The sequence below is a fragment of the Halosimplex pelagicum genome (assembly GCF_013415905.1).
Classification (GTDB): Archaea; Halobacteriota; Halobacteria; order Halobacteriales; family Haloarculaceae; genus Halosimplex; species Halosimplex pelagicum.
The window spans coordinates 3405350-3427391 of sequence record NZ_CP058909.1 but is presented as its reverse complement, the minus strand read 5'-3'; the positions used below and the strand labels follow the sequence as shown (position 1 = coordinate 3427391).

Sequence of the window (22042 nt, the reverse complement as noted above, 5' to 3'; positions counted from 1 at the left end):
AACCCGCCCGTCGTTGCCAAACTTCATGAGTCGAGGGTCCCCGTGTACGTCTATACGTGTTTCCGCTCTCCTCCGACGGCCAGCGAACCGACCGTCCGACCGACCGCGCCGGGGTCAGAGGGGGTGAAATATGAACCCGAGCCGCGTCGACTCCCTGGTCGACCTGACCTACGGGCTGTTGATCGCGGTGTCCGTGGGACTCATCGTCGTCGCCGACAACGCCATCGGCCTGGCGTTCGGCTTCGGCGTCCTCATCTCGTATCTGATCCACGTGGTCTGGAAGATGGCCCGCTTCGACCCCGACTGGATGACCACCGCGGTCAAGGAGACGGTCGAGGAGACCGTCGACGAAACCGTGGAGGCGAAAGTCGGCGAAACCGTCGAGGAAACCGTCGAAGAGACGGTGGACGAAACCGTCGGTAGCGCCGTCGACGAATCCGTCGAAAAGACCGTCGGCGAAACCGTCGAGGAGACCGTCGAGAAGACTGTCGGCGAAACCGTCGAAAAGACCGTCGGCGAGACCGTCGAAGAGACCGTCGACGAAACCGTGGAGGCGAAAGTCGGCGAGACCGTCGAGAAAACCGTCGAGGAGAAAGTGGGTGAAACCGTCGAAGAGACGGTCAGCGAAACCGTCGAGGAGACCGTCGAAGAGACGGTCAGCGAAACCGTCGAGGAGTCCGTCGAGGAGAAGGTCGGTGAAACCGTCGAGAAAACCGTCGAGGAGTCCGTCGAAGAGACGGTCGAGGAGACGGTCGGCGAGACGGTCGAAGAGAAAGTCGGCGAAACTGTCGAAGATACCGTCGAGGAGACGGTCGAGAAGACGGTCGAAGACACCGTCGAGGAGACGGTCGAAGATACCGTCGAGGAGACGCTGGAAGAACAGCTGGAGGACGGCGAGACCGACGCCGACGGGACCGGAACCGACGAAACCGACGGCGACGAGACCGACGACGAGGGGAGCTGATGGTCGACCCACTCCTCGTCGTCGGCGTGCTCGTCTCGATGTTCGTCGCCTACAACATCGGCGGGTCGACGACCGGTCCGGCGTTCGGGCCGGCCGTAGGCGCCGACGCGATCTCGAAGACGGCGGCCGCGGCGCTGATGGGCGTGTTCTTCTTCGTCGGGGCCTGGACGATCGGCCGCAACGTCGTGACGAAGCTCGGGACGGAGCTGGTCACCGACCCCGGCGTGTTCACGCTCGAGACGTCGATCGCTGTCCTGTTTTTCATCGGGGTCGCGCTGCTGGTCGGGAACGTCTTCGGCGTCCCGGCCTCGACCTCGATGACCGCGGTCGGCGCGATCGCCGGGCTGGCGCTGGCCGGCGGCGTGCTCGACATGGCCGTCATGGGCGAGATCGTCACCTGGTGGGTCGTCTCGCCGATCATCGGCTTCTGGGTGTCGCTGATCATCGGCCGGTACTTCTACGCCCGGCTCAACCGGCTGGTGGCCATGGAGCGCAGCGAGGGCCCGCTGCTGGACGTGGACCGCTCCGGGCTCGTCCCCTCGGTGAGTGTCCACCGGACGACGAACCGCCGCGAGCTGGTCGGGACGGTCACGGTCGTCGCGATCGGCTGTCTGATGGCCTTCAGCTCCGGCACGTCGAACATCGCCAACGCCGTCGCCCCGCTGGTCGGGAGCGGCGAACTGCGGATGGACCCCGCGATCATACTGGGCGGGATCGCCGTCACCATCGGCGCGTTCACCATCGCGCGGCGGACCCTGGAGACGATGGGCAGCGACATCACGGAGCTCCCGCTGACGGCCGCGATCGTCGTCGCGACGGTCAGCTCCGCGCTGGTCGTCTTCCTCTCGGCGCTGGGGATCCCCGCGAGTTTCGTCATCATCGCGACGGTGAGCATCATCGGACTCGGCTGGGGCCGGGCGACCCGTCCGGTGACCGTCCCCGAGGCCGTCTCCGCGGAGGAGACCCCGCCGGTCACCGTCGACGCGCTGGCCGCCGACGAACCCGGCGAGGAGTTGCCCCCCATCGGCGAGGAGAACTCCGAAGACATCCCCGAGCCCGGCGACCTGTTCAACCCCGCGACGACCGCTCGCGTCGTCCTGATGCAGAACGTCGTGCCGGCCATCGCCACCGCCGGCGCGTACCTCACCTTCCGGTTCGTCCCGGTGTTCGGGTTCTGAGGAGAGTCGCGGACGAGCGTGCGAGGGGCCTACCGGCCGAATCGCCGCTGTCGATTCTGATAGTCCCGGAGCGCGCGCAGGTAGTCCCGCCGGCGGAAGTCCCGCCAGTTCACGTCGGTGAAGTACAGCTCGGAGTAGACGGACTGCCAGATCATGAAATCGGAGAGCCGCTCGGCGCCGGTCTTGACGACCAGATCCGGCTGGACCGGGAAGACGAGTTCGCCTTCGATAGCCGCCTCGTCGATGTCTTCGGGGGCCAGCTCGCCGGCGTCGACTTCCTCGGCGAGGCCCCGAACCGCGGAAGCGAACTCGTGTTTGCCCCCGAGGCCGATTCCGACCTGAATCGGCGCGTCGGCCTGCTCGTCGTCCTCCGGCCCGCGGACGGCGAGTTCGCGGGGGGCGTCCACGTCGTCGAGCTCCCGGCGGATGGTGTCGACGACCTCGGTGTCGAGGACGCTGACGTAGACGACGACGCGCTCGGCGCCGAACTCGAAGGCCCACTCGAAGCAGGCCTCCAGCGTCTCGTAGGCGCCGGCTTCGAGCAGGTCCCGTTCGGTGACGATGACCGCGACCGTCCCGGGGAGGTCGGCGTCGCTGGAGCGCAGTCGGAGGCCGAGATAGCGGTCGTACAGTCCCACGTCCCCGCTTTTCTCGGACAGGACCTAAACCTCACGCTCGGCGACCGCGTCGGCCGCGACTCGACCGGCGGCCGCGGACCGGCGCCGGGCCGGCGAGGGAGAGAACGTGTCACGCCGCCGCCACCGGGCGAAGTGGTTCGGAAACGGTAAGTAGCTCACCGGGGATACCGGACATAGCGTGACAACGACAGTCCGGCGCGCGGGCGCGTTCGCCCTCGTCGGGACGCTGGCGCTCGCCGTCCCACCGATCGCCAGCCGAACGAGTCGGGCGCTCGCGACCGTCGCCGCGCCCGGCCCCTTCCTCCTCGTCGCCGCCCTCGCGCTGTACGTCGTCGACGAGGGGGCGGTCTTCGAACTGTTCGCCCGGCCGGGCGACCGCCGCGACGGCCGGCTGTACGGACTCGCCGGCTTCGCGCTGGCCGCCGCGGCGCTGGCGCTTCTGTCCGTGCGGTTCGCTCTCCCGCCGACGGTCTTCGTCGGAACCGTCCTCCTGCTCGCGTGGGGGAACCTCGGCGGCCACCTCGTCCGGACGGTGCGCGACGAGCCGTTCGTCGCGACCGCCGGGTTCGTCCTCGCGGGCTTCCTCGCCGGCAGCGTCGGCCAGTACGCCGCCGCCCGCCTGATCGGAACCACCGTCGAGTGGCCGCTCGTGGCGTTCCTCTCCGCCAGCGGCGCCCTGCTGGGCGCGCTGTTGCGCGCCGTGCTGTTCGAGCGCGACGACCCGCTGGTGATGGTCTCGATCGGCCTGTTGCTGTGGCTGTTCGCCGACCTGCCGCTGTCGATCGAACCCCCCGTCGTCGCGGCCGCGCTGGCGCTGGCGTTCCTCTTCGGCTACCTCGCCTACGCGCTGGAGACGGCGTCGCTCCCGGGGATGATCACCGGCGTCTTCCTCTGTCTGCAGACGATCGTCCTCGGCGACTTCGGGTGGTTCGTCCTGCTGGTGACCTTCTTCGGCGTCGGCGGCCTCTCGACGAAGTTCCGCTACGAGGAGAAAGAACGGCGCGGCATCGCCGAGGAGAACGAGGGCGCCCGCGGCAGCGGGAACGTCCTCGCCAACTCGCTCGTCGGCCTGCTCGCCGTTCTCGGGTGGTCGGCGAGCCCGACGCTGACGGGTCTCGACCCGGAGCTGTTCCTCTTCGCGTTCGCCGGGTCGATCGCCGCCGCGATGAGCGACACGCTCTCCAGCGAGATCGGCGGCGTCTTCGACGACCCGCGGCTGATCACCACCTTCGAGCGCGTCGAACCGGGGACCGACGGCGCCGTCACCTGGCAGGGCGAGGTGGCGGGACTCGCCGGCGCCTGTCTCATCGCCGCCATCGCGCTCGGCGCGTTCGGCCGCGTGGACGCGCTGGGCGCCGGCATCGTCGTCTTCGGCGGCGTCGTCGGTATGACCGTCGACAGCCTGCTGGGTGCCACCGTCGAAGGCGTCTTCCTGGAGAACGAGGGCGTCAACTTCTTCGCGACGCTGGCCGCCGGGATCGCGGCCGCCGGCGTCGCCGCCGTGGCGGTCCCGATCGCCGTCCTATGACCGACGAGACCCGCGTCCGCGAGGGTCGGTCGACCGATCTGCCTGCGCTGCGCGCCATCCAGGCCGCCGCCCTCGCCGAACCCTGGGAGGAACTGCTGGCCGTCGCCGCCGACGGCCCGCCGCTACTGCTGGTCGCGACGCCCGCGAGCCCCGACGCCGGGTCCGGCGCTGGAGCGACCCCCGTCGGCTACGCGCTCGCGGTCACCGACGGGGACGACGACGCGGGCTACCTCGCCGAACTCGCGGTCGCGCCCGACCACCAGGGCGAGGGCCACGGCTCGGCGTTACTGGACGCGCTGGTCGACCGGCTCCACGAGTCCGGCGTCGGGGAACTCCGCGTGACCGTCCGCGAGGTGGACGAGGCGGCGCGCGCGTTCTACCGCGAGCGCGGGTTCGAGCGGCGCGAGCGGCTCCCGGACCGCTACGAGCGGGGGGACGGGTTCCTGCTCGCGCGCGAACTGGGCGAGTGAGAAGGGGGTCGCTCAGACCTCGTCGGCCGTGAGCACGCGCGGCGAGACGGGTTGTTTGACGTACTCGCCCTCCTCGCGGGCGACGACGAGGTCGACGCCCCGCTGGGCGGCCACGTCGAGGACGCGCTGGGATACCACCCCGTCGAGCACGACCGTCTCGGGGACCGTCTCCGCGGCTTCCAGGAGGTCGAACGCCTCCGCTGCCGGTCCGCCGGCGACCGCCTCGTAGTTCCCGTCGAGGAGTCTGACGGTCCCGGTCGACTCGCCCACGACCGCACGGACCTGGCCGGCGAGCGTCTCCGGGTCGGCCGGACGGTCCCCCGTCTCCGCGGTCTCCGGGTCAGGTTCGGGTTCGTCAGGTTCGGGTTCGTCCGATTCGACCGCGTCCGGGTCGGAATCGGTCGTATCCGGGTCGGAGTCGGTCGCCGCGTCGGCTGGGTCGGCCGACGACTCCGCGGCCGGGGCGTCGCCGCTGGGGTCGGGCGGTTCGGCGGGCCGTCCGGGTTCGACGGGCGCCTCGGGGTCGGCGGTCGCCGAGTCGTCGTCGGGCGGCGACGGTCTGGTGCTCCCGTCGGTGGCGGCGAGGCCGTGAGCGTCGCTGGCCTCGGCATCGGCGGCCGAGACCGTCTCGAAGGGCACCTTGTCGCGCAGCGCGTCCATGACGGCGCTCCGCGAGAGGTCCTCGACGGACTGGCCGGTGGGCGCGAGCGCGACGTAGTCAACGTCGCCGACCTGCGACAGCTCCTTCAGGATGAGGTCCCCGCCGCGGTCGCCGTCGAGGAACGCGGTGACGGTCCGGTCGTCGGTGAGTTCGGCGACGGCGTCGGGCACATCCGTTCCCTCGACCGCGATGGCGTTCTTGATGCCGTACTTGAGCAGCTGGAGCACGTCGGCGCGGCCCTCGACGACGATGATCGCGTCGCTGTCGGCGACGCGGGGGCCCGCGGGCAGGCCGGCGAACTCGGAGATGTCCTCGACGCGAGCGCTCCGGCGGACCTCGTCGACGAGGTCCTCGCTGGACATCGCGGTCGCGTCGAACTCCGCGAGCAGCTCCTTGGCGCGCTCGACGACGCGCCGGCGCTTGGCCGAGCGCACGTCCTCGATGTCGCGAATCTCGACGTCGGCCGTCGACGGGCCGACGCGCTCGATGCTCTCCAGCGCGGCCGCGAGGATCGCCGTCTCGACGCGGTCGAGCCCGCTGGCGATGGTGACCTCGCCGAAGGAGCTCCCGCGCTCGGAGTCGACCTCCACGTCGATGCGGCCGAGCTTCCCCGACTCCTGGAGGTCTCGCAGGTCGAGTTCGTCGCCGAGGAGGCCTTCGGTCTGCCCGAAGACCGCGCCGACCACGTCACTCCGCTCGACCACCCCGCTGGTCCTGATGTCCGCGTGGATCAGATACTTGGCTGAATCGTACATTGGTGAACTGCCCCGGTTCGGGGCGTGCTGTGGGTGATGGTGAACCGCGGTCCATGAACGACCTCATGGAACAACCCGTAACTTGTCACTCGACGACTGTAATATCTGCCGATGCCTCGGATATCTCCGGAACTCGAACCGGCGCGGTCGCTCCCGCACGCATCGAAGAGAAATTTTCTTCGATGTGTGTCTCCGTAGGCGATCGACGAAAGGTTAAGGGGCGTGTAGCCGAACGGTCGCGTATGAACGAGTACACGCGGCTGGTCGGCTGGGCGGCGATAGCGGTCGCGCTGGCGGCGCTGTCGGTCCCGTGGTTCATGTGGGGCGCCGACGGCGTCGTCGCGGGGCTGCCCGTCTGGGTGTGGTACCACGTCGGCTGGCTCTGCCTGACAGCGGTCGTCTTCTGGGTGTTCACCCGACGCGCGTGGGGCCTCGGCGTCGAGGGGGTGAGCCGCGATGGCTGACACCGCCCTGCAGGTCGGGATCATCGTCGGCTACATGCTCGTCGCGCTGGCCATCGGCGTCGTCGCCTATCGCCTGACCGAGCGGACCGCCGAGGACTACTACCTCGCCAGCCGCACTCTGGGGACCGTCGTCCTCCTCTTCACGACGTTCGCGACGCTCCTCTCGGCGTTTACGTTCTTCGCCGGGCCGAACATCAGCTACGGCGCCGGCCCGGAGTGGATCCTCGTCATGGGCCTGATGGACGGCGTCATCTTCGGGGTCCTGTGGTACGTCCTCGGCTACAAGCAGTGGCTCGTCGGGAAGGCCAACGGCTACCTCACCCTCGGGGAGATGCTGGGCGACCGCTTCGGGTCGCTCCGCCTGCGCCTGCTGGTCGCCGGCGTCAGCATCTTCTGGCTGTTCCCCTACGTGATGCTCCAGCAGCAGGGCGCCGGCACGGCCATCGAGGCGCTGACCGGCGGCGCGGTCCCCTACTGGGCCGGCGCGGGCGGGATCACGCTGTTCATGATCGGCTACGTCGCGCTCTCGGGGATGCGAGGCGTCGCCTGGACGGACACGCTCCAGGGCGCGTTCATGCTCGTGATCGTCTGGGCGGCGTTCGCCTGGGTCGCCAGCGCCGTCGGCGGCGTCGGCTCCGCGACCGCGACACTCGGCGGCGTGGACGGCAACTTCCTCGCGCTCGGCGGCGGCACCTACACGCCCGAGTACGTCCTCTCGACGGCCATCTCCATCGCCTTCGGCGTCACGATGTTCCCGCAGGTCAACCAGCGATTCTTCGTCGCGGAGTCGAAGGCCGTCATCAAGCGCACGCTCCCGCTATGGCCCGTTCTCGTCGTCCTCCTGTTCGTCCCGGCGTTCATGATGGGGTCGTGGGCGCGGGGCCTCGGTATCCAGGCCGGCGCCAACGAGAACGTCCTTCCCCTCCTGCTCGCGGAGTACACCCCCGCGTGGTTCGCGGCGCTCGTCGTCGCGGGCGCGATGGCCGCGATGATGTCCTCCAGCGACTCGATGCTGCTGTCGGGCTCGTCCTACTTCACCCGCGACATCTACCGCCCGCTCGTCGCGGAGGCCTCCGAAGCGCGCGAGGCGTTCCTCGGCCGCGTCGGCGTCGCCGTCTTCGCCACCCTGTCGTTCGTCGCCAGCCTGTTCCAGCCGGCGTCGCTGTTGCAGATCGGCGACACCGCGTTCGGCGGCTTCGCGCAGTTGGCGCTCCCGGTCGCCGTGGCGCTGTACTGGGGACGGACGACGCGGTGGGGGATGTACGTCGGGATCGGCGGCAGCCAGCTCGTCTACGCGGCGGGCGCGCTGCTTCCGGTGGTCCCGGTGTCGCTCCCCGTCGTGGGGACTGTCCCGCTCGGCGTCCCCGACGCGCTGTTCGGCTGGAGCATCTCCGTCCCGTGTATGCTCCTCGGGTTCGTCTTGACCGTCGGCGTCTCACTGGTGACGACCGCGAGTCCCGAGGCGGACGCGTCGGTGTACGCGACGGGCGCGGACTGACCGGAGCGGCCCGGAGAGTCTACGGACTTTATACGCCGCGGGGGCCACCTACCGCGTATGCAGACACACATCGTCCCGGTCGGGTTCGACTACGACCGGCTGATCGCGCCGCTGGTGCGCGACAGGCTCGACGTGGACCGCGTCGTCCTGCTGGAGGGCGCGGTCGGCAGCGAGGCCAACGTCGAGTACTCCCGCAATCTCGCCGCCAAGCTGGAGAAGGACTACCGCAACCTCCTCGGGGCCACGACCGAGCGCTTCGTCGTCGAGGACGTCTACGACTACGACGAGGCCTTCGAGCAGGCGTTCGAACTCATCAACGCCGAACTCGACCGCGAGGCCGACGCCAACGTCTGGGTCAACATCTCCGCGATGCCGCGCACGGTCTCCTTCGCCTTCGCCACCGCCGCCCACTCCATCATGGTCGAGCGCGAGGAGGACCGCCAGCGCATCCACACCTACTACACCGTCCCCGAGAAGTACCTCGAAACGGAACTCGCCGAGGAGCTCCACCGCGGCATCGACCTGCTCTCGGACCTCGAAGGAGCCGTCGACGACCCCGAACTCGCCGAGCGCGTCGACGAGCGGCTGGCCGCCGCGGAGGAACTGCTCGCGGAGTTCGACGAGCGCGGGACCACCATCGGCGCCAAGGAGTTCGACGGCAAGCATATCCTCGAACTCCCCGTCGCGTCGTTCTCCAACGTCAAACCGTTCGAGGAGCTCATCCTCTTCACCCTCGGCGAGCACGGCGAGTTCGAGTCGGTGTCGGAACTCGCACAGGAGCTCGCGCGCGAACTCGGCGAGGAGTACACCGATAGCTTCCGCTCGAAGGTCATCTACAACGTCGACCGGCTCGGTCCCGGCGGGAAGGGCTACATCGAACAGGAGGAACAGGGGAAATCGTATCGCACGCGCCTGTCGCGCATCGGCGAGCTGTGGGTCCGGGCGCATTCGGACGACTGATGACCGGAGCGTTGTCGTCGACGGCCGGGTGTCTCGGTGGCGGACGCCCGGATCACTCGGCAGCGGTCGGCCGGCCGGCGGCGTCGGGCTCGTCCGTCGCTTCGTCCGGCTCCGAATCGTCCCGCAGCCGGGCGATCCGGTCCTCGATCGACGGGTGTCTCGCGGCGTAGTTGTGAGCGACTCCCGTGTCCCGAAGCGCGAAGTTGACCGTCGCGAGCCGGTCGAGCGCCCCAGCGAGGGCGTCGGGGCTCGTCGCCTCGGCGGCGTAGTCGTCGGCCTGGTACTCCTGGCCCTGTCCGATCCACCCGAGCCCCAGCTGCGTGTACACCCAGACCGCGACTACGAACAGCCACAGCTCCGTGTAGACGTGGACGAACGCCACGAAGGCGAGCGACCAGAATCCCAGGGTGAACGCGGCCTGCTTGAGGAGATGGCGGCGGTCGAGGTGGCCGAGTTCGTGGGCCACGATCGCCCGGATCTGGTCGGGGTCGAGTTCGTCGAGGAGGTCGTCGGTCAGGAACACCCAGTGGTAGCCGACCATCCCGGTGGCGATGCCGTTGGCGTGACGGGCGTCGCCCGTGTCCAGTCGACGGACTCCGCGGACGGACACGCCCTGTCGGTCGCAGAATTCGGTCACCTCGCGCCCGAACTCCCCGGGTATCGGCGCGGTGTCGTTGAACACCCTGATCGCGACCGGTGTGACCAGCCAGTCGAGCACGACCAGTAGCGTGACGGCCACGCCGCCGACCAGCGGCGTCTCGAGGATGTGCGGTGCGAGCGTCAGCAGGACCGCACCGGCGACCCAGTAGCGGGCGACCCGGTAGAACGCCGACTTCGCCCAGTCACCGAGGACCACTAACGGGTCGAACGGCGCGTCGATAAGGTCCCGAACGACCGGTTCGGCGCCGAAGGTCGCCCCGAGCCAGGCGCTGCAGGCGAACGGAGCCAGCGCGACGGTCCAGCGCGTCACCGTCCACCAGGCCCCCGAAGGCGTCCCCGACGGCATCCACCCCGCGACCAGCGAGACGAGCGAGACGCTCCCGAGCCACAGCGCGACCGCGACCGCCGCGGCCGGACCGACTAGGAGCGCGTTGGCCTTCGTCCCTCGAACGGCGTGGACTCGTTCGGTCAGCGGCTCGGGACCGTCGGCGACGGAGCGGGCCCGGTATCTGACCGCGCCGTACGACCCCAGCAGCGACGCGAGCAGGAGCGCCGCCAGCAGGCCGACGGTGCTCGTCGGGAAGCGGTAGGTGATCGGGCCGTCGAGCGACCCGCCGGACGGCCGCCACTCGTATCGCGTGCTCGAAAACGACCGCGACCGGACCGAGCCGCGGTCGACCGCCGTCCCGGCCGGCACGTCGACGACGAACGCCGGCGTGTCCGTCGGTGCCAGCGCAGCCAGCGTATCCCCGGACACCGTCCCGCTCAGCGGCCCCGTTCGCTCGTCGAGGTCGGTCAGGATCTCGAGCCGGTATAGCTCGCCACCGTCGACGAGGTTCCCGTCGACGTACCGCGTGACCCTGGCGTCGACCTCTCGGACCGAGACGACACGGGCGGGAACCGGCGCCCTGGCGGCCATCTCCTCGACCGTCAGGACCGGATCGTCGGTCGTCCGCGTCGGCAGGAACACCGTCACCGTGTCCGGGCCGTCCGGACTGATATCCACGATGACCGCGTCCGCGTCGGGGACCGTCACGTCGCCGCCCGACTCCTGTGCGTCGACCGCGGCGACCCCCACCGCGAGCAACGCGGCCGAACACACCAGCGCGACCGCCCCCACTGCCACCAGCCTGGACTGCATGGTCCGGGAGTCCGGCGGCCCCGTATTTAGTGTTTCGCTGTCACGACCGGCGACGGTTCGAGTCTCCGGGACTCCGACTCCAAGCGAGATCGGCCGGCGCGGCAAGGGTAAAGGCCGCCCGCGTCGGAGACGGACCCATGACGAGGATCGGACTCATCGGCGCCGGCGGGATCTCGGAGTTACACCTGCCGGCCTACGAGGACCACTCCGACGAGGCGACGCTGGCGGGCGTCTGCGACGTGGACGCCGAGAAAGCCGAAGCGGTGGCCGAGGACTTCGGCGTCGACTACTGGACCGACCACGAGACCTTCCTGGCGGAGGCCGATATCGACGCGGTGGATATCGCGCTGCCCCACCACGTCCACTACCCGGTGGCGAAGGCCGCGCTGGAGGCCGGGAAACACGTCCTGATCGAGAAACCGCTGGCCCCTTCACTGAGCGACTGCGTCGAACTCGTCGAGTCGGCCGACGAGCGCGACCTGACGCTGCTGGTCGGGCAGATGCAGCGCTACCACCCGCCCTACCGCGCGCTGAAGGAGCGCGTCGACGCGGGCGAGCTGGGGCAGATCCGCCACGCCCGCTGCGACGCGCTGGTCAACCAGGGCGACCTCTTTCCGGAGGGGCACTGGCTCTACGACGGGGAGAAAGCGGGCGGCGGCGGCGTCATCGGCTACAGCGTCCACAAGCTCGACCTGCTGCGGTACTACCTCGGCGACGTGGAACGGGCGGCGGCGTGGACCCGGACGGTCGACGACGCCTTCGAGGACGCCGAGGACTACGCCACGGGGATGCTCGAGTTCGAGTCCGGCGCGATCGCCGACTTCTCGGTCGCGCTGTCGGCGCCGGCGATGCCCTACACCGAGTCGTTCCGGCTGCTCGGCGACGACGGGGTCGTGCATACGCTGCCCGACGGGCAACAACAGGAGGGCTACGTCGGGTCGCCGACGCCGCGGATCAACGCGCGGGACGACCCCGACCGCCGCAAGGACTTCGACGAGGTCGCGGGCGACGGGACGGATCTGCCCACCGCGAACGCGTTCGTCAACGAGATCCTCCACTTCGTCGACTGCGTCGAGAGCGGCGCGGAGCCGCTGACCAGCGGTCGCGACAACCTCGGAACGATGGCCGCCATTCGGGCGATCTACCGGAGCGCGGCGCGGGACGGCGAGCGCGTGACGACCGACGAGGTGCTGGCCGACGCACGGGAGGCCGCACGATGACGCTGGAGACCGCCGTCGAGGACGGCGCCGTGTCGGTCTCGGTCGACGACACGCTGCTGGCCCGCTACGACGCCGAGCCGGCGGGGAGCAAACCCGGCTTCGACACGCTCGCGCTGCCGCCCGGCGCCGACACGAAACCCGGCGAGAACCTGGTGGTGTCGTCGCCCCACGACCACCCCTGGCACTTCGGCCTGTTCTTCTGCCAGAAGCTCGTCGACGGGATCAACTGCTGGGAGTCCGAGCCCAACGCCGCCGCCGGGAACCCCCACGGCTACGCGGAGGCCGGCGAGTACGACGTTCGGACGGAGAACGGCGACGGTGGCGGCGCCAGCGCCGTGATCGAACAGGAGGCCACCTGGCGGACCGACGCCGGCGAGGACCTGCTCGGCGACCGCCGGACGATCCGAATCAGGGAGCCCGGCGCGGGCGACCCGGGCGCCGACGACGAGGGCAAGGACGGGTATCTCCTGACCTGGGAGCAGGAGGTGACCGCGCTCGGCCAGCGCCGACACCTCTCCAGCGAGACGCTGCACGGCCACTACAGCGGTCTGAGCCTGCGGTTCGCGAGGAGTCTGCGCGAGGGACGCGTGCTGCTGCCCGACGGGCGGGACCCCGGGGAAACGTCGCCGCCGCGGGCCGCGAGCGGCCCCGCCGCTCGCTGGTGCGATTACTCGGGGCCGCTGGACGGGCGGCCCGGCGCAGCCGCGGTCGGCGATCCCTGGTCGGCCGGGGTCGCCATGTTCGACCACCCCGACAACGGCGGCGACCCGGTCAACTGGTTCGTCATGGACGAGCCGTTCGGCTTCCTCGCCGCGAACCCGACGTGGGGCACCGTCGAGACGCTGGAAGAGGGCGAATCCCGGTCGTGGACCTGGGGGCTGTGGGTTCACTCGGGAACGCCCGACGAGGGGCGTGTCGAGGACGCGTACGAGTCGTTCGTCGACTCGGCGTAGCCGATTCGGCCGGCGCGGCGGCGGCGCTGGAGCGCCGACGTGAGTCCCCGGGAGAATCTCGTACGCTTTTGGCGACCGGGCGAGTCTATCCCGCACGTGTCTGGCAGATTCGCACTCGACATCGAGACGGTCAGCCCGTCGCTCGACCACTACGAGCGGCCGCCCGATTTCCGCGACTCGGCGCACTTCGAACTGCTCGCGGTCGCGCTCGGGTACGAAGGCCCGGACGGCGAGCGGGAGACCGAGATGCTCTACCGGGAGGCCGACGGTCCCGACGGGGAACTCGACCTCGTCGAGCGGACCTGCGGGTGGATCGCCGAGCGGCCCGGCGACACCTGTCTCACCTACGGCGGCGAGGGCTTCGACTTCGTGCATCTCGTCGGGCGCGCCGAGGCCGCGACGGGCGAGCATCCCGGACGAACGGGACCGTCCCAGCGGATCAGCGCGCTGCTGGAGGAGGAGTTGACTCACGACGACATCCAGCCGGCCGCGTGGGACGCGTTCGGGGAGTACACCCGTCTCGAAGAGGCGTGTGCCGAAGTCGGTATCGAGACCGCCGACACCGCGTGGGCCGACTACGACCACGGCATCGCCCTGGACGAACTGCGACCGCCGAAGTACGAGGGGTTCGAGAAGGTGATCAACAAGGACGTTCCCGTGTTCGGCGAACGGTACCTGAAACTCGCCGAGGCCGGGGCGACCGAGACGCTCACCTTCCGGTCGCTCCGCGAACTGCTCGACCACTACGGCCGGGAGGACATCGTCCACCTGTTCGATCTGGCCGACGCGCGACCCTTCGGCGGCGGTCCGAACCGGTAAGTCGGACTGGGTCCTACCCCCGGTATGCCCACGGTCCGCTACGGCGACCGCGAGGTCGACTGCGAGCGCGGCGCGGTCCTCCGGGACGTGCTTCTGGACGCCGGCCTCGTGCCGCACAACGGCACCTCGAAGCGGGTCAACTGCGGCGGCCACGGCACCTGCGGCACCTGCGCGGTCGCGGTCGACGGGCCGACGAGCGCGCCGACGGCCCGGGAGCGCTGGCGACTCGACTTCCCGCCCCACGACGCCGGCGCGGGACTGCGACTCACCTGCCAGACCCGCGTCGAGGGCGACCTCGCGGCGCGGAAGTTCCCCGGCTTCTGGGGCCAACACACGGACAGCGCACCTGTGACCGACGAGGAGTAGCGCGCCACGCCGCGCGCGGAGGTGGCCGTGCGTATCGCGACGGCGCTGCGGCGTATCGCGATGACGTAAGCGTTATGTTGGCGCCTCGTCCACCCTCTACCGATGACAGGGCCGTTCGACGGAGTCGTCGCCCGCACCGCGAGCGAGCCCCGGCCGTCCGTAGCCGTCGCCGTACCTGTAGGGGCCCCCTAGCCCCGACACCTTTCCATTCTGACCGCGTTCGCACCGCTCGACGACCAGCTGACAGACAGACCGATGTACGACACCACGACACCGACCGACGACACGCATCGACCGATACCCGCCGCGCTCGCGCCCCGACCGCGACCGACCGCCGGGAGTGAGTCGCGATGAGCACCGACGACGCCGGCGACGGGGACGCGCCCGACGACGACGCACTCCCTGGCGAGTACGACCCCGAGGCGGTCGAGCCGCAGTGGCAGGACCGCTGGGTCGACGAGGGGACCTACGAGTACGACCCCGACGGGGAGGTCGACCCGAACCTCGTCTACTCAATCGACACGCCGCCGCCGACCGTCTCGGGCAGCCTGCACATGGGCCACCTCTACGCCCACACCCTGCAGGACTTCGCCGCCCGGTACCACCGGATGGCCCGCGGGAACACGTTCTTCCCGTTCGGCTACGACGACAACGGCATCGCCTCCGAGCGGCTCACCGAGCAGGAACTCGGCATCCGCCACCAGGACTACACCCGCCGGGAGTTCCAGGAGAAGTGCCGCGAGGTCTGCCAGGAGTACGAGTCCGAGTTCACCGACCAGATGCAGTCGCTGGCGATGTCCATCGACTGGACGAACACCTACAAGACCATCGAGCCGCGCGTCCAGCGCATCTCCCAGCTCTCCTTTATCGACCTCTACGAACAGGGCCGGGAGTACCGCCAGCGCGCCCCGACCATCTGGTGTCCCGACTGCGAGACGGCCATCTCTCAGGTCGAACAGGAGGATCTGGACAAACACACCAAGTTCAACGATATCGACTTCGACCTGATCGAGACCGGTTCGGGCGAGGCCGACGACGACGACACCTTCACCATCTCGACCACGCGGCCGGAGCTTCTCCCCGCGTGTGTCTCCGTGTTCGTCCACCCCGACGACGACGAGAACGCCGACCTCGTCGGCGGCACCGCCCGGGTCCCCATCTTCGGCCAGGAGGTCCCGATCATCGAGGACGAGCGGGTCGACCTGGAGACCGGCAGCGGCATCGTCATGTGCTGTACGTTCGGCGACCAGACCGACATCGAGTGGTACCAGGCTCACGACCTGCCCCTGCGCATCGCCATCGACGAGTCGGGCACGATGACCGATCTGGCGGGCGACTACGAGGGCATGACCACCGAGGAGGCCCGCGAAGCAATCATCGAGGACCTGGACGACGCGGGCGCGCTCGTCGAGAGCCGCGACCACGACCACACCGTGCAGGTCCACGAGCGCTGCGACACCGAGGTCGAGTACCTCGTCACCGAGCAGTGGTACGTCGAGATGCTCGACCGCACCGACGACTACCTCGCCGCCGGCGAGGAGATGGACTGGTACCCCGAAAAGATGTTCACCCGCTACCAGCACTGGATCGAGGGCCTGGAGTGGGACTGGTGTATCTCCCGCCAGCGCGACTCTGGCATCCCGATCCCCGTCTGGTACTGCGACGACTGCGGCGAGACGGTCGTGGCCGAGAAGGAGGATCTGCCCGTCGACCCCCTGGCCGACGACCCGCCGGTCGATAGCTGTCCGGAGTGCGGCGGCAGCGACCTCCGCCCCGAGGAGGACGTCTTCGACACCTGGGCCACCTCGTCGCTGACTCCCCTGATCAACGCGGGCTGGGACTGGGACGAGCAGGAAGAAGAGTTCACGATGGAGCGGCCGGAACTCTACCAGTTCGACCTGCGGCCGCAGGGTCACGACATCATCTCCTTCTGGCTGTTCCACACGGTCGTCAAGTGCTACGAGCACACCGGCGAGGTGCCCTTCGAGAGCGTCATGATCAACGGGCACGTCTTAGACGAGAACCGCGAGAAGATGTCCTCCTCGCGGGGCAACGTCGTCCTGCCCGCGGAGGTCATGGAGGAGTACCCCGTCGACGCCATCCGCTTCTGGTCGGCCAGCGCCTCCGTCGGCGACGACTTCCCCTACAAGGAGGGCGACCTCGAAGCCGGCGAGCGCCTGCTCCAGAAGCTCTGGAACGCCTCGCGGCTGATCGACCAGCTGACCCCCGAGCCCGACGCCGTCGATGAGCCCGACGAGGAGGATCTGGCCGCGGTCGACCGCTGGATGCTCGCCGAGCTGGACGACGCCGTCGCCTCGCTCACCGAGCAGTTCGAGGAACACGAGTACTCGAAGGCCCGCAACGAACTGCGCTCCTTTTTCTGGAACTCCTTCTGCGACGACTACCTGGAGATCGCGAAGCAGCGACTCGACGACGCCGACGGCGGCGCGGACGCTCGCTCGACCGAGTACGCGCTCCTGACCGCTCACCGGACGTTCCTGAAACTGTTCGCCCCGTTCCTCCCGCACGTCACCGAGGAACTGTGGCAGCGCCTCTACGCCGAGGGTGGCGAGGAACTGGATTCGGTCCACACCGTCGACTGGCCGGAGACGCGCGGCTACGAGGCGGACCTGAAAGCGGGCGAGACGGCGATGGAGGTCATCGCCGCGCTCCGGCGCTACAAGACCGACAGCGGGCTGGCGCTCAACGCCGACCTCGACCGCGTGCAGGTCTACGGCGGGATCGCCGGCTTCGAGGACGCCGTCGCCGAGGCGATGCACGTCGCGGATCTGGAGACGCTCGACGAGGCCCCCGAGGTCACCACCGAGGTCACCGGCGTCGACCTGGACTACTCGCTGGTCGGCCCCGAGTACGGCAGCCAGGTCGGCGACATCGACGCCGCCATCGAGAGCGGTGAGTTCGAGGAAGTCGACGGCAAGCTGGAGGTCGCGGGCGTCGAGCTAGAGTCGGAGATGTACGAGATCGAAGAAGCGCGGACGTACTCCGGCGACGGTGAGATGATCGAGACCGAGTCGGCGATCCTGATTGTGGGCTGACGGTCAGGGTTCGCGTTTCTCGTGAGAAACGTGTAATCAGGGTCTATCTCGGTGGGCCGACCGTTCCCGAGGTATCGAAATTTGGCCGTCTAGTAGTCTATACTTGCTCAGTGTTTCACACTTCTATGGAAATATGAATCCTTGTTTCAGAGGCAATTCTCAGTCCGAGAAAGGAACTCCTCAACATTAGTTATCGATTCAATAAATTCGGCTATATCGCTTTTTTCTTCAAATACTGTGTTGATGGGATGCATTACGTCGTTTCGTAGGTCATTGACGCCGTCAGTGTATGATCTAAGTTCAGGCACATTCATGTCTATGAGATTGAGGACCGCCTCGCTTTCTCGGCACACCTTGACAAGATTCCGGAAATACATGAATTCAAGAATCCCATATTTTCCCGGTTTTCCTGCCTCACTCCATCTATCTATAGGGCGACCCTCAATTGCACTTGTCTGTGTAATTATCTGTTCTGAGTCTGTATAGGCTTCTCGAATCAGATCTCCGAGCCTTTCTTCCATTTCTGCCAATGTTGAGTAGGCCATAATCTTCGTATCTTTATGCTTTAGCATCCACCATTCGACAACATTCCACCGGTGACCTTTCCTCTCCAATTCTAATATCTCGTCTCGGTATTTGGAGTGAGCCTTACCAAACTCCTCAGGCGTTGCACCGATTCTATTAGGATTCCAATTGTGAAATTGAATGAATCCATCGTGAAGAGTCGCACCGTCACTTTGACCTAAAGCTTCCTTGTCAACTTTTCTGGCAGATTTTTTGTATTCCTCCCCCAATTCAACATCGAGTTCAGCAGCGGATTGGTCTTCCTCTTCAATCGCTAAGTACCCAGAGGTAGGCCTAAAAACCGCGAAAACGAAGGAAAACTCCTGTAATCTCTCACACACATTAATCATGGGTTCATCGTATCCCACAATCTGTCTATCCGATAACCCTTGAATCTCAGAAGATTCCTTGTCATAATATAATTCTGCGAAAGGGTCAACCTGATACCTGAGATCATCATCGCCTCCTCGTTGAATGCCAAACTCCTCTTTGGTCCTCAGCTCCGCAGGCCGATTTAATTGACCGATAGTATGAATAGCGTGATTAATAGCCATCAACCGCATTTTGATTGGTTGGTATCATAAATGGAGAGGTGGCAGCTAATTAAAGAGGCGGTACGACCACCTCTTCGAGGCCACATGCGAGGACACGAAAAGCGAGGCCCTCGAAGTCGCTACCGAGTACTTCATCCGAATGGCCGGCGGGTCCGGCGCGGTCCCGAAGGGCCAGGTCCACGAGCTCATGACAGTCGCGACGGACCAGGGTTCGGTCACGCCCGAGGAGATCGCGGCGATTCTCGACACCGATGAGCTGCCCGTCGAGTACGAGCGCCGCTGGTCCGTTGGTGAAACATGAAGAGAGCGTCTCTCATCGATACAATTGATGATTTTACCTCAATCGAGAATGTTATCAAAATCGATTAACTAATTAGATTAGTGCCCGAATTCTATGTATATTCAGAAAGCACAGATTGGATATCTTCTCGTTGCGAGATATTGCGAACTTTTTGTCGCTGGTCTTCTCCTGAATCTGTGTTCTTATCTATATTTGCAACATCTTCTAGTGTGTACTCTAATGTTATGAACCTGATCTCGTACTCTAGATGCCGATATGAAAATACGGTATCCTGTATGAGAAACGGCGAAGCTGGCTCTAAAGACCCTGATTTCTCCAATGAGGCCCTATTTGTTGTCGATCGCGTCTCTAATTCCTCGTCTATATCCTCAATAATGCCATCAATTGATCCGCCATCAAGGTCAATCACCACGTATAATTCAAAACAGTCCAAATAGTCCAGAAGTTCCCTTGACAAGCTCGCGACTGCGGTTTTGAGTTTTGGTTTTCCCCCCTCAGATTTTAGCAATAGATCCTTATCGCTCCGATATTCCAGAAACTTTCTAATCATAGATGATTCTTGTTTTATTAACCCATCGGAAGAATGGTCTTCTAAGTCGATCCTTTGGGAATCCAAATCGCTGTATACGGAGTTAAATACGACTTCTAGCATCTCTGTATCGTTCTTCCCTTCGCTGAGAAAAATTTGGTTCATATCCCACGCAAGTCTGTATGTATGTCCTCGAGTTCTTTTTCAGCCTGTGAATAGTCTAATTGTTCTGAGTATCGCCTACCCATTTTCAACAACTTGAAGTGATCCTTCAGGAATGAAACTTCATCATTGCCTATATTTTGTGAAAAGAATGCGTCTAGGAAGTCCAGATCGTGGGTGGTAATGAAGAGCTGGATTTCTTCTTCCATGGCAAGGTCAACTAAGAAATATACCAATTTATTTACATACCCCGGATGCATGTGATTTTCTGCTTCTTCCAGCAAGAACACAGTTTCAGATACATCTGATTTATACAACTCCCACAAGATTGTCATCACCTGTTGGAATCCTTGACCCATGAAGCCGTACGGTACCTGATACTCTTCGCCATCTTCATTGAACACTAAGTAGTCAAAAGATAGATCTTCTAAATTCCGCAAGATGGAGGTCTTCTTAACGTATTTCTCGATGTTTTGAAGTCTGACCGCACCATTATTTTTACTCAGATCTACATTTTCACCGGTTACCGTTTCTGTATTCGCGAATACAACTTGGCCTACCGATGATGGCTTTTCATATACAAACCTATCTTTTCCTAACCGGGGGATCAACAGATCGGAGAACATCTGCTGGAGCCGGTTAATTTGATCCTCATTAGCAAAGATCTCGTCCTCCTCATGATATAATTTCGTTAGTGCCCGGCGCGCCGCCATATTAGAGATTTCAGCGCGCAGACCACTGTAAATCGAATCTTCAAGATAGATGTAGGGATATTCTTCTCCATCCACAGACAGAACGATACAACTGTCCCGAATCGTACTCTGATCTAGATCTTCAGATGCAGTGATGATTGTCTCCCTCAATGATTCATCTACGATCTCGTGAAACTGCGAATCATCAGTTATCGTCTCGAAATCCTCAGGACTAAGAGTACGCCCAAATAGCCGGTCTACGTAGTAATCAGTATCAGGGCCCTGTGACGAAAGGGTGAGAAGTACATCTACAAATGCATCGAGAGCTTCGGACTTCCGAGGAGGTCTAAGCCCTAGTTCGCGGTTCTTCAGTCTACTGTCATCCTTGTCAGTGTCCGAAAAATCGTTAAATGTGGTTTGATGGCCTGAAAATTCACAATCAATGGCAGCCGTTTTCGATTTGGCATTGATTAGATAGTCGATATTATCTTCCCACTCACTGATGATCTGAGGATTAAATACCAGGTTAAGAGACTCTAAGAAGGATGTTTTACCGGAATTGTTTGGCCCAGTGATAAGATTAATTCGATTAGGTTTGAACCGCAGGTCGCGTATACCTTTGAATCCATGGACACGAATATCTTCTAAATACATTACGTGGTGCGGCCTTATTTGGGATTCGAGCACGCGCCTAAAATATATACGGGTTTGTTCGTTCGAGGAGGTTGCTAGAATGGTCCCATGTTCGGATCAGTTGTACTACTTTCGTTCCCCTTCTAAGCAGCAGATATCCGAGACACACCCAAGCAACTCTATGGAATTCGCCGTTCCACTTTCACTGTGACCCTCAGACTCGGTTTTTATATACCACATCTCAAATTCGCCGACTGGATATGTCGGCCGAGAAACTGAGGATCGAGACGCAGGAGGAGAGTTGACGGCACCGGTGCCCGCACGGACACAAGGTCGCGCCGACGAACAACCACTGGTACTGTCATAGCTACAGAACTCCTGACGCGATGACGCTGAGCCGAAGGGGCACGACCGCAGTATTGTCACTCCGAAACGACCGGCTCACCACCCTCCACGAAGGGGACGCCGGCCATCGCGGGCCAGTACTCGAAGAGATCCGAAGCTGCATCCCGACGAACGTCCTCGATGTCCTCGCGGGCGAACCGCTCGATGCCGGCCATCCGGACGCGCTCGCCGGTGTTGATCCCGGCCGCGTGGGTCAACAGCCCGTGCCAGAGGACGACCGTGCCGGCCGAGCCCGCTATCTCGTAGGGGTCCCACTGGTCGTGGAGCCGGCGGTCGTAGTCCCATTCGCCCGGTTCGTCACCCGTCGCGGGCAGTTGGGAGTTGTTCGGCTTGCCGCCGACCGACTCCAGCGCGTGGTCGGCGAAGTACGCGGCCGCTGCCCGATGGGAGCCGGGCCAGACCGTGAACCCACCGCCGCGGGGGCCCACGTCGTCGAAGTAGACGGCGGCGCCGAGCTGGAAGGTCGTCACCTCGGGGTTCTCGTCGAAGGCGGCGTAGCCGTCGAGGTGGCCGTCGACGGTCTTAGCGCCGTGGACCGACTCGGCGGCGTCGGTGTCGGGGAACTCCAAGGCGACCTGCATCCCCGCGCCCGGCGGTTCGAGGACGCCCTCGCCGACGAGCGCCTCGGCGGCGGGGAACAGCGCCTCGGCGACCGCGGTCAGCGGCGGCTGGTCGACGCCCTCCAGCGCCACCTCGTACCCGGCGCCGACGAGCGTCTCGGGATCGTCCGGATCGGCGTCCATCGCGTCGACGACCGCCGCGCGAGCGTCGTCGACGATCCCGGCCGGCAGGAGGTCCTCGCGCACGAGGAAGCCGTCGCGCGCGAACGCCCTGCGCTCCGAGTCGCTGAACGATACCATATCACAGAGAC

At 65.3% G+C, this 22042-nt stretch carries 20 protein-coding genes; 13 read left to right on the top strand and 7 right to left on the bottom strand.

Annotated features, from left to right (window positions below):
- Positions 1–130 precede the first annotated feature (130 nt).
- Together HZS54_RS17210 and HZS54_RS17205 are read left to right on the top strand one after the other, a co-directional pair.
- Positions 131–964, top strand: coding sequence for a hypothetical protein (locus HZS54_RS17210; protein WP_179918313.1), 834 nt, complete (start codon positions 131–133; stop codon positions 962–964).
- Positions 964–2142, top strand: a complete 1179-nt coding sequence (locus HZS54_RS17205) for an inorganic phosphate transporter (protein WP_179918312.1) — start codon at positions 964–966, stop codon at positions 2140–2142. Before HZS54_RS17210 ends, HZS54_RS17205 begins: the two co-directional genes overlap by 1 nt.
- Positions 2143–2171: 29 nt before the next feature.
- Here HZS54_RS17205 and HZS54_RS17200 read toward each other — a convergent pair whose 3' ends face one another.
- Positions 2172–2780 carry an undecaprenyl diphosphate synthase family protein gene (locus tag HZS54_RS17200; RefSeq protein ID WP_179918311.1) on the bottom strand — a complete coding sequence of 203 codons (609 nt, stop codon included), beginning with the start codon at positions 2778–2780 and terminating at the stop codon, positions 2172–2174.
- A 178-nt stretch (positions 2781–2958) separates the two neighbouring features.
- Between HZS54_RS17200 and HZS54_RS17195 the strand changes: the two genes are divergently transcribed.
- Both HZS54_RS17195 and HZS54_RS17190 read left to right on the top strand, forming a co-directional pair.
- A complete protein-coding gene (locus tag HZS54_RS17195) occupies positions 2959–4308 on the top strand; it encodes a DUF92 domain-containing protein (protein WP_179918310.1) in 1350 nt (449 codons plus the stop codon).
- Positions 4305–4778 (top strand): GNAT family N-acetyltransferase, encoded by a 474-nt coding sequence (locus HZS54_RS17190; RefSeq protein WP_179918309.1) that lies wholly within the window; start codon positions 4305–4307, stop codon positions 4776–4778. The genes HZS54_RS17195 and HZS54_RS17190 overlap by 4 nt, the downstream gene beginning before the upstream one ends.
- Before the next feature lie 12 nt (positions 4779–4790).
- On the opposite strand, the gene dnaG is transcribed toward HZS54_RS17190, so the two are convergent.
- Positions 4791–6194 carry a DNA primase DnaG gene (gene dnaG / locus HZS54_RS17185; RefSeq protein WP_179918308.1) on the bottom strand — a complete coding sequence of 468 codons (1404 nt, stop codon included), beginning with the start codon at positions 6192–6194 and terminating at the stop codon, positions 4791–4793.
- A 242-nt stretch (positions 6195–6436) separates the two neighbouring features.
- Here dnaG and HZS54_RS17180 point away from each other — a divergent pair, with 242 nt between their 5' ends.
- From HZS54_RS17180 to HZS54_RS17170, 3 genes are read left to right on the top strand one after another with little or no spacing between them, the layout of a single operon-like run.
- The gene (locus HZS54_RS17180; protein WP_179918307.1) at positions 6437–6658 is read left to right on the top strand and encodes a DUF3311 domain-containing protein; all 222 of its coding nucleotides are present in this window, start codon (positions 6437–6439) and stop codon (positions 6656–6658) included.
- A complete protein-coding gene (locus HZS54_RS17175) occupies positions 6651–8156 on the top strand; it encodes a sodium:solute symporter family protein (RefSeq protein ID WP_179918306.1) in 1506 nt (501 codons plus the stop codon). The genes HZS54_RS17180 and HZS54_RS17175 overlap by 8 nt, the downstream gene beginning before the upstream one ends.
- A gap of 57 nt (positions 8157–8213) precedes the next feature.
- Positions 8214–9116, top strand: a complete 903-nt coding sequence (locus HZS54_RS17170; protein ID WP_179918305.1) for an HFX_2341 family transcriptional regulator — start codon at positions 8214–8216, stop codon at positions 9114–9116.
- Between the two features lie 52 nt (positions 9117–9168).
- Here HZS54_RS17170 and HZS54_RS17165 read toward each other — a convergent pair whose 3' ends face one another.
- Positions 9169–10917: a M48 family metalloprotease gene (locus HZS54_RS17165; RefSeq protein WP_179918304.1), complete on the bottom strand. Its 1749-nt coding sequence runs from the start codon at positions 10915–10917 to the stop codon at positions 9169–9171.
- A gap of 137 nt (positions 10918–11054) precedes the next feature.
- On the opposite strand from HZS54_RS17165, the gene HZS54_RS17160 reads away from it, so the two are divergent.
- From HZS54_RS17160 to HZS54_RS17140, 5 genes are all read left to right on the top strand, one after another.
- On the top strand, positions 11055–12137 hold the full coding sequence (locus tag HZS54_RS17160) for a Gfo/Idh/MocA family protein (protein ID WP_179918303.1): 1083 nt from the start codon (positions 11055–11057) through the stop codon (positions 12135–12137).
- Positions 12134–13090: a DUF6807 family protein gene (locus tag HZS54_RS17155; protein ID WP_179918302.1), complete on the top strand. Its 957-nt coding sequence runs from the start codon at positions 12134–12136 to the stop codon at positions 13088–13090. Before HZS54_RS17160 ends, HZS54_RS17155 begins: the two co-directional genes overlap by 4 nt.
- Before the next feature lie 96 nt (positions 13091–13186).
- Positions 13187–13909, top strand: a complete 723-nt coding sequence (locus HZS54_RS17150) for a hypothetical protein (protein ID WP_179918301.1) — start codon at positions 13187–13189, stop codon at positions 13907–13909.
- Positions 13910–13933: 24 nt separating this feature from the next.
- The gene (locus tag HZS54_RS17145; protein WP_179918300.1) at positions 13934–14275 is read left to right on the top strand and encodes a 2Fe-2S iron-sulfur cluster-binding protein; all 342 of its coding nucleotides are present in this window, start codon (positions 13934–13936) and stop codon (positions 14273–14275) included.
- Positions 14276–14625: 350 nt separating this feature from the next.
- Positions 14626–17331: a valine--tRNA ligase gene (locus HZS54_RS17140; RefSeq protein ID WP_179918299.1), complete on the top strand. Its 2706-nt coding sequence runs from the start codon at positions 14626–14628 to the stop codon at positions 17329–17331.
- 146 nt (positions 17332–17477) lie between these two features.
- Here the strand turns inward: HZS54_RS17140 and HZS54_RS17135 are convergent, their stop codons facing one another.
- Positions 17478–18449 carry a hypothetical protein gene (locus HZS54_RS17135; protein ID WP_179918298.1) on the bottom strand — a complete coding sequence of 324 codons (972 nt, stop codon included), beginning with the start codon at positions 18447–18449 and terminating at the stop codon, positions 17478–17480.
- Between the two features lie 139 nt (positions 18450–18588).
- On the opposite strand from HZS54_RS17135, the gene HZS54_RS17130 reads away from it, so the two are divergent.
- The gene (locus HZS54_RS17130; protein WP_179918297.1) at positions 18589–18750 is read left to right on the top strand and encodes a hypothetical protein; all 162 of its coding nucleotides are present in this window, start codon (positions 18589–18591) and stop codon (positions 18748–18750) included.
- Between the two features lie 91 nt (positions 18751–18841).
- Here the strand turns inward: HZS54_RS17130 and HZS54_RS17125 are convergent, their stop codons facing one another.
- The 3 genes from HZS54_RS17125 to HZS54_RS17115 all read right to left on the bottom strand — a co-directional run bounded on the left by HZS54_RS17125 (position 18842) and on the right by HZS54_RS17115 (position 22031).
- Positions 18842–19402, bottom strand: coding sequence for a hypothetical protein (locus HZS54_RS17125; RefSeq protein WP_179918296.1), 561 nt, complete (start codon positions 19400–19402; stop codon positions 18842–18844).
- Between the two features lie 38 nt (positions 19403–19440).
- The gene (locus HZS54_RS17120) at positions 19441–20820 is read right to left on the bottom strand and encodes an AAA family ATPase (protein WP_179918295.1); all 1380 of its coding nucleotides are present in this window, start codon (positions 20818–20820) and stop codon (positions 19441–19443) included.
- A 368-nt stretch (positions 20821–21188) separates the two neighbouring features.
- Complete coding sequence (locus tag HZS54_RS17115; RefSeq protein ID WP_179918294.1) at positions 21189–22031, bottom strand: phytanoyl-CoA dioxygenase family protein; 843 nt, start codon at positions 22029–22031, stop codon at positions 21189–21191.
- Positions 22032–22042 lie beyond the last annotated feature (11 nt).

What these genes read in the sequence shown, in the direction of transcription:
- dnaG (WP_179918308.1), bottom strand. Translation starts at nt 6,194, where the DNA reads ATGTACGATTCAGCCAAGTATCTGATCCACGCGGACATCAGGACCAGC.
- HZS54_RS17140 (WP_179918299.1), top strand. Translation starts at nt 14,626, where the DNA reads ATGAGCACCGACGACGCCGGCGACGGGGACGCGCCCGACGACGACGCA.
- HZS54_RS17130 (WP_179918297.1), top strand. Translation starts at nt 18,589, where the DNA reads ATGGCCGGCGGGTCCGGCGCGGTCCCGAAGGGCCAGGTCCACGAGCTC.
- HZS54_RS17135 (WP_179918298.1), bottom strand. Translation starts at nt 18,449, where the DNA reads ATGGCTATTAATCACGCTATTCATACTATCGGTCAATTAAATCGGCCT.
- HZS54_RS17175 (WP_179918306.1), top strand. Translation starts at nt 6,651, where the DNA reads ATGGCTGACACCGCCCTGCAGGTCGGGATCATCGTCGGCTACATGCTC.
- HZS54_RS17210 (WP_179918313.1), top strand. Translation starts at nt 131, where the DNA reads ATGAACCCGAGCCGCGTCGACTCCCTGGTCGACCTGACCTACGGGCTG.
- HZS54_RS17190 (WP_179918309.1), top strand. Translation starts at nt 4,305, where the DNA reads ATGACCGACGAGACCCGCGTCCGCGAGGGTCGGTCGACCGATCTGCCT.
- HZS54_RS17115 (WP_179918294.1), bottom strand. Translation starts at nt 22,031, where the DNA reads ATGGTATCGTTCAGCGACTCGGAGCGCAGGGCGTTCGCGCGCGACGGC.
- HZS54_RS17170 (WP_179918305.1), top strand. Translation starts at nt 8,214, where the DNA reads ATGCAGACACACATCGTCCCGGTCGGGTTCGACTACGACCGGCTGATC.
- HZS54_RS17155 (WP_179918302.1), top strand. Translation starts at nt 12,134, where the DNA reads ATGACGCTGGAGACCGCCGTCGAGGACGGCGCCGTGTCGGTCTCGGTC.
- HZS54_RS17180 (WP_179918307.1), top strand. Translation starts at nt 6,437, where the DNA reads ATGAACGAGTACACGCGGCTGGTCGGCTGGGCGGCGATAGCGGTCGCG.
- HZS54_RS17205 (WP_179918312.1), top strand. Translation starts at nt 964, where the DNA reads ATGGTCGACCCACTCCTCGTCGTCGGCGTGCTCGTCTCGATGTTCGTC.
- HZS54_RS17145 (WP_179918300.1), top strand. Translation starts at nt 13,934, where the DNA reads ATGCCCACGGTCCGCTACGGCGACCGCGAGGTCGACTGCGAGCGCGGC.
- HZS54_RS17165 (WP_179918304.1), bottom strand. Translation starts at nt 10,917, where the DNA reads ATGCAGTCCAGGCTGGTGGCAGTGGGGGCGGTCGCGCTGGTGTGTTCG.
- HZS54_RS17125 (WP_179918296.1), bottom strand. Translation starts at nt 19,402, where the DNA reads ATGCTAGAAGTCGTATTTAACTCCGTATACAGCGATTTGGATTCCCAA.
- HZS54_RS17160 (WP_179918303.1), top strand. Translation starts at nt 11,055, where the DNA reads ATGACGAGGATCGGACTCATCGGCGCCGGCGGGATCTCGGAGTTACAC.